6 protein-coding genes are annotated in these 5,169 nt (G+C 69.0%); 4 read left to right on the top strand and 2 right to left on the bottom strand.

Annotated elements, in window-relative coordinates:
- The 4 genes from VNS22_RS09465 to rpsD all read left to right on the top strand — a co-directional run.
- Positions 1-570 (top strand): DALR domain-containing protein (locus tag VNS22_RS09465; RefSeq protein WP_325731777.1); only part of this gene is annotated, 570 nt, incomplete at its 5' end.
- Entirely contained in the window at positions 567-2,174 is a 1,608-nt protein-coding gene (gene cimA / locus VNS22_RS09460) for a citramalate synthase (RefSeq protein ID WP_325731775.1), read from the top strand. The genes VNS22_RS09465 and cimA, both read left to right, overlap by 4 nt.
- Positions 2,171-2,983: an RNA methyltransferase gene (locus VNS22_RS09455; protein ID WP_325731773.1), complete on the top strand. Its 813-nt coding sequence runs from the start codon at positions 2,171-2,173 to the stop codon at positions 2,981-2,983. The genes cimA and VNS22_RS09455 overlap by 4 nt, the downstream gene beginning before the upstream one ends.
- A gap of 91 nt (positions 2,984-3,074) precedes the next feature.
- Complete coding sequence (rpsD, locus tag VNS22_RS09450; RefSeq protein ID WP_159716495.1) at positions 3,075-3,689, top strand: 30S ribosomal protein S4; 615 nt, start codon at positions 3,075-3,077, stop codon at positions 3,687-3,689.
- An 82-nt stretch (positions 3,690-3,771) separates the two neighbouring features.
- Here the strand turns inward: rpsD and VNS22_RS09445 are convergent, their stop codons facing one another.
- Together VNS22_RS09445 and VNS22_RS09440 are read right to left on the bottom strand one after the other, a co-directional pair.
- Positions 3,772-4,479: a glutathione S-transferase family protein gene (locus VNS22_RS09445; RefSeq protein ID WP_325731770.1), complete on the bottom strand. Its 708-nt coding sequence runs from the start codon at positions 4,477-4,479 to the stop codon at positions 3,772-3,774.
- A partial coding sequence (locus VNS22_RS09440; protein WP_325731768.1) for an alginate lyase family protein occupies positions 4,476-5,169 on the bottom strand: 694 nt, incomplete at its 5' end. The genes VNS22_RS09445 and VNS22_RS09440, both read right to left, overlap by 4 nt.

Below are 5,169 nucleotides of genomic sequence, written 5' to 3'. Positions count from 1 at the left end.
ACCGTGAACGGCGAGAAGATGGCCAAGTCGCTCGGCAACTTCACCACCGTCGCGGACGTACTGGCGAAGGCGCCCGGCGAGGCGGTGCGCCTTTGGACGCTCGGCACCCATTACCGCTCGCCGCTCGACTTCAGCTGGGAGGGCATCGAGCGGGCCAAGGCGACGCTCGACCGCTTCTACGGTGCGCTGGCGCGGGTGCAGGGCGATTTACCAAACGAACCCGAGCCGGCCCTGGTCGAGGCGCTGTGCGACGACCTGAACACGCCGAAGGCCCTGGCCGTGCTGCATGACCTGCTGGGCCGGCTCAATCGCACGAACGAACCCGAGGACCGGTCCAGGCTCCTGGCCTCGGCTGCCCTGCTGGGCCTGTTGCGAAACGAACCCGAGGCCTGGCTGAGGGGCGGAGCCGGCGACGAAGCCGCCGGGATCGAGGCGGCGATCGCCGAACGTCTGGCCGCGCGCAAGGCCAGGAACTTCGCCGAGGCCGACCGGATCCGGGCCGAGCTCCTGGCCAAGGGCATCATCCTGGAGGATGGTCCGGGCGGTACCACCTGGCGGAGGGTGTCATGAGCGGCGAGCGCCTCTGGCTCTACGACACCACGCTGCGCGACGGCGCCCAGACCCAGGGCGTCGACTTCTCGGTGGCGGACAAGGCGAAGATCGCCCGCCTGCTGGACGAGCTCGGCATCGACTATGTCGAGGGCGGCTGGCCGGGCGCCAACCCCACCGACGACCAGTTCTTCGCCAAGCCCCCCCAGCTCGCCCGGGCGACCTTCACCGCGTTCGGCATGACGCGGCGGGCCGGGCGCTCTGCCGACAACGACCCGGTGCTGGCTCCGCTGCTGCGCGGCCAGGCGAAGGCAGTGACGCTGGTCGGCAAGTCGTCGCGGGAGCAGGTCGAGCAGGCGCTGGGCGTGGAGCCCGACGAGAATCTGCGGATGATCGCCGATTCCATCGCCGCCCTGGTGGCACGCGGCAAGGAGGCGCTGTTCGACGCCGAGCACTTCTTCGACGGCTGGAAGAAGGATCCCGGCTATGGCCGGGCGGCACTGCAGGCGGCGCTGGACGCGGGTGCGCGCTGGGTGGTGCTCTGCGACACCAATGGCGGCACCCTGCCCCACGAGGTGGCGCACATCACGCGCGAGGTCGCGGCCTTCGTTCCCCCGGAGCGGCTGGGCATCCACACCCATGACGATACCGGCAACGCCGTCGCCAACACGATCGCCGCGGTGATGGAGGGGGCCCGGCAGGTCCAGGGCACGCTGAACGGCTTAGGCGAGCGCTGCGGCAACGCCAACCTGGTGAGCCTGATCCCCACCCTCGTGCTGAAGCTGGGCTTTTGCACCGGCGTCACGCCCGCCGGGCTGAAGCGGCTGACCCAGATCAGCCGGACCTTCGACGAGCGGCTGAACCGCACGCCCAACCGCCACGCGCCCTATGTCGGCGCCTCGGCGTTTGCCCACAAGGCAGGGCTGCATGCCTCGGCGGTCGCCAAGAGCCCGCATTTCTACGAGCATCTGGACCCGGCGGCCGTCGGCAACAGCCGCGAGGTCCTGGTCTCCGACCAGGCCGGCCGCTCGAACCTGCTTTCCCGCTTCGCTGAAATGGGCCTGGCCGTCAGCCCGAGCGAGGAGCAGGTCCAGGAGCTCCTGCAGACCATCAAGGCGCGCGAGGCGGAGGGCTGGGCCTATGACGGGGCGGCCGCCAGCTTCGAGGTGCTGGTCCGCCGCTCGCTGGGCATCCTGCCCGATTTCTTCTCGCTCCTGCGCTTCCGGGTGATCAACGAGCGCCGCTTCGACGCGCGCAGCCATGTGGCCGACCTGTCCGAGGCCAGCATCAAGGTCGCGGCCGAGGGCCATGTCTTCCATACCGTGGCGGAAGGCAATGGCCCGGTGAACGCGCTGGACCAGGCGCTGCGCCAGGCGCTGAGCCACATCTACCCGTCTTTGCGCGACATGCAGCTGGTGGACTACAAGGTGCGCATCCTCACGCCGCAGGCCGGCACCGCCGCGGTCACCCGCGTCATCATCGAGAGTGCGGACGGGGACGGGCGGGTCTGGCAGACGGTGGGCGTGTCCGGCAACATCATCGATGCCTCCTATGCGGCCTTGTGCGACGCGATCGTCTGGAAGCTCGTGACCGAACAGCGGGCTTCGGCCGCCGAGGCCGCGTGAGGGACAAGAGCCTGATCCGGTCCAAGACCCTGCGCGGCGGTATCGAGACCCTGGGCGAAGCCCCGGTGGTGATCCTGTGCCGCCCGCAGATGGCCGAGAATGTCGGCACGGCCGCACGCGCCATGCTGAATTTCGGGATCTACGAGCTGCGCCTGGTGGCACCCGGCTTCGGCTGGCCGAACGCCAAGGCGCTGATGGCGGCCTCCGGAGCCAACGAGGTCCTGAACCGGATGGAGATCTTCAAGGATCTCCCCTCGGCGCTGCACGACATCCACACGCTCTACGCCACGACCGCGCGCGGCCGTGACCTCCACAAGCCGGTCCTGCCGGCCGACACGGTGGCGGAGGCCGCACACGGCGCGATCGCCCAGGGGCACCGGGTGGGCTTCCTGTTCGGGGCGGAGCGCACCGGCCTGGAGAACGACGAGATCGCCCTGGCCGATGCGATCCTGACCATTCCGGTCAATCCCTACTTCCCGTCCCTGAACCTGGCCCAGGCCGTGCTGCTCGTGTCCTACGAGTGGCACCGTCGGCGGCCGGAGGGTTCCCCCGCCCCTGCCCCCGACCGGACCGTTCCCGCCGCCAAGGCCGACGTGCACCGGCTGCACGAGGCGCTGATGGCCGAGCTCGACCAGGTCGACTTCTTCAAGACGCCCGAGCGGCGGCGCACCTTCGCGCTCACCATCGAGACCATGCTGGAGCGGCGCGGCTTCACCACCTCCGAGATCCATCTGTTCCGCGGCATCCTGAAGGAGCTGACCACGGCCCGGCGGGACAAGGAGACGGGGAAGCGGGAGGCAGACGCTTGACAGCCGCGCAGCTTCCGCTATTAGCTCCCGGCCACGCTGCTTCGGCCTGGGAGCGGCGTTGTTTTTGTCGTGCCGTGGGTATCGAGGGTCGATGACTAAGCGTAACGCCGCGAAGAGCAAGATCTGCCGCCGTCTGGGCGTGAACCTGTGGGGCCGCGCCAAGGATCCGCTCGCGCGTCGCGCTTACGGTCCCGGGCAGCATGGCGCCAAGCGCAAGAAGGTGACGCCCTACGGCGTCCAGCTCGCGCAGAAGCAGAAGATCCGTGAGTACTACGGCAACATCACCGAGAAGCAGTTCCGCAACATCTACGAGGACGCCTCGTCGATGCGCGGTGACACCGCGGAGAACCTGATCGGCCTGCTCGAGCGCCGGCTGGATGCGGTGGTCTACCGCATGAAGTTCGTCTCGACCCCGTTCGCCGCCCGCCAGTTCGTGAACCACGGCCATGTCACGGTCAACGGCCGCCGGGTCACCATCCCCTCCTACCGGGTCCGTCCGGGCGACGTGATCGAGCTGTCGGCCAAGGCCAAGGACTTCCCGTTCGTCGAGGAAGCCCTGAACCTCGCCGAGCGCGACATCCCCGAGTATGTGCAGGTCGACACGAAGGCCAAGCGTGGCACCTTCGTCCGTACCCCGCTGATCGCGGACGTGCCCTACCCGGTCGAGATGAAGCCGGCGGAAGTGATCGAGTTCTACTCGCGCTGATCTGTCGAAGAGTTTCGCGAACAGGCCCACCGGAGGCGACTCCGGTGGGCTTTTTCGTTGTCCGGGGGCTGCTCCCTCCGGCTCAGCCCGGCGGGTAGTTGGACGGGAACATCGCCCGCCTGGCCGCCTCGTCCATCTCCTGCTTGAATGCATGGCCCTGGCCGATCGTGCGGGCGCGCTGGGCCGCGGGGCGGGCATCGATCGCGCGGAACCAGCGCTGCAGCTCCGGGAACGGATCCAGCGGATCGCCGCCATCCACCGGCGGCAGGGCGAAGTCGGCCCGCACGAGCCAGCCCCAGGCAGCCATGTCCACGATCGTGTAGTCGTCGCCCAGCACGAACGGGCGCCCCTGCAACTGACTGTCCAGCACCCGGTAGTGCCGCTCCACCTCGCGGCGGTAGCGGTTGATGGCATAGGGGACGGGCTCGGGCGCGAACTTCTGGAAATGCACCGACTGGCCGGAGAACGGGCTGAGACCCGTGGCGACGAACATCAGCCAGGACAGCAGCTGCGGCCGGTCTTCGGGCGCTCCCAGGAACTGCCCGGTCTTCTCGGCGAGATAGAGCAGGATCGCGTTGGAATCGAACACCGTGGCAGGCCGGCCGCCGGGCCCCTGCTCGTCCACGATGGCCGGCACCTTGCCGTTCGGGTTGATCCGGCGGAACGCCGGCTCATGCTGCTCGCCACGGCGCGGGTCGAGCGGCACCTTCTCGTAGGGGAGCCCCGCCTCCTCCAGGAACAGCGCCACCTTGAGCGGGTTGGGCGAAGCGTTGAAGTAGAACCGGATCACCTGGGATCGTCTCCTGCTGCGGTCAGCGCCGCCTGGGTGCCTGGCTCCTCCGCCACCTGGCCAGACGGTGCTGGGGCGAAGAAGCAGCTCATGTTGCCGCCGGAATAGTCGTCGATCGCCGGCTGAAAGTCAGGATCCCATTCCGCCAGGATCCGGGTGAGTGCCTGTGCCTCCGGCCGCTCCGGAAAGCGCGCCCGGTAGGGCTCGACCCAGGCCATGTAGTGGCGGCCATGGCCGCGGGTTTGCAGGAAGGTCAGGTCCTGGTCGCGCCAGTCGGCATCGGTCCGGGAGTTGGCATCCTCGCTCGCATAGGGCTCGACCAGGGCGGGATCGCGGATCGCCGCGACCAGGAAGCCGATCGCATCGTGCAGGCTCAGGCCGTCCACCTCGCGGGCATAGAGGTCCACCCCCTGCACCGCGGCGATCTCGGCAATCGTCACCAGCGAGGCGATCGCATGGCGCTGGTACCACAGCGCCCTGGCACCCCGCCGGGTCTCGAGCGGCAGCGAGCCGTCCGGCCGGAGCTCGGCCAGGGCATCCATATAGGCGTCCACCCCCAGGTCGAACGCGTCCTGGCTGCCGGTGAGGGTACCCCAGGCCATGTCGACGCTGGCGTTCAGGTAGTGGTGGTTGTTGCGCGCGGTGGTCTTGCCCGGCGCCGGCGCCATCTGCCGGCGCATCTGCATGAGC

Origin of the sequence: Geminicoccus sp. (genome assembly GCF_035556675.1) — a bacterium.
GTDB lineage: Bacteria > Pseudomonadota > Alphaproteobacteria > Geminicoccales > Geminicoccaceae > Geminicoccus.
This window is presented reverse-complemented; position numbering and strand designations above follow the sequence as displayed.